The organism is Alkalimonas delamerensis, from assembly GCF_030717955.1.
Taxonomy (GTDB): Bacteria; Pseudomonadota; Gammaproteobacteria; order Enterobacterales; family Alteromonadaceae; genus Alkalimonas; species Alkalimonas delamerensis.
The window spans coordinates 1-1,029 of sequence record NZ_JAUZVY010000013.1 but is presented as its reverse complement, the minus strand read 5'-3'; the positions used below and the strand labels follow the sequence as shown (position 1 = coordinate 1,029).

The window sequence follows — 1,029 nt, the reverse complement described above, 5'->3', positions numbered from 1 at the left end:
TACGGAGCCTTCTTTTTACATCATCGCCAATTAGTCGATGATTTTTGATACCACGCCCGCACCTACTGTACGGCCGCCTTCACGGATTGCAAAGCGCAGACCTTCGTCCATCGCGATTGGAGCAATCAGCTCTACCACGAACTTCAGGTTGTCGCCTGGCATAACCATCTCTACGCCTTCTGGCAGCTCAACAGCACCAGTCACGTCAGTAGTACGGAAGTAGAACTGTGGACGGTAGCCTTTGAAGAATGGCGTGTGACGGCCACCTTCGTCTTTTGACAGTACGTACACTTCACCTTCGAACTTGGTGTGTGGCTTGATAGAACCTGGCTTGGCAAGAACCTGACCACGCTCTACGTCTTCACGCTTGGTACCACGCAACAGCGCACCTACGTTCTCACCAGCACGGCCTTCGTCCAGCAATTTGCGGAACATTTCAACACCGGTACAAGTCGTCTTGGTGGTCTCACGGATACCAACAATCTCAACTTCTTCACCAACTTTGATGATGCCCTGCTCGACACGACCGGTTACTACAGTACCGCGACCAGCAATTGAGAACACGTCTTCGATTGGCATGATGAATGGCTTATCAATCGCACGAACTGGCTCTGGAATGTAGGTATCCAGCGCGTTGCCTAGCTCGATGATTTTCTCTTCCCATGCCGCATCGCCTTCCAGCGCTTTCAGTGCTGAGCCCTGAATCACTGGCAGGTCGTCACCTGGGAAGTCGTAGTCAGACAGCAGCTCACGCACTTCCATCTCGACCAGCTCTAACAGCTCTTCGTCATCGACCATGTCGCACTTGTTCATGAACACGATGATGTAAGGAACACCTACCTGACGTGACAGCAGGATATGCTCACGCGTCTGTGGCATAGGACCGTCAGTCGCAGCAACTACCAGAATGGCACCGTCCATCTGCGCAGCACCGGTAATCATGTTCTTAACGTAGTCAGCGTGACCTGGGCAGTCTACGTGCGCGTAGTGACGCGTTGGCGTGTCGTATTCTACGTGCGATGTATTGAT

The 1,029-nt window shown here is 52.6% G+C and carries 1 protein-coding gene; it reads right to left on the bottom strand.

All coding sequences use genetic code 11. The features are described from left to right. Window positions 1-30: 30 nt before the first annotated feature. Window positions 31-1,029, bottom strand: a 999-nt coding sequence (gene tuf / locus Q3O59_RS15850; RefSeq protein ID WP_305946499.1) for an elongation factor Tu, incomplete at its 5' end; no start/stop codon positions are given.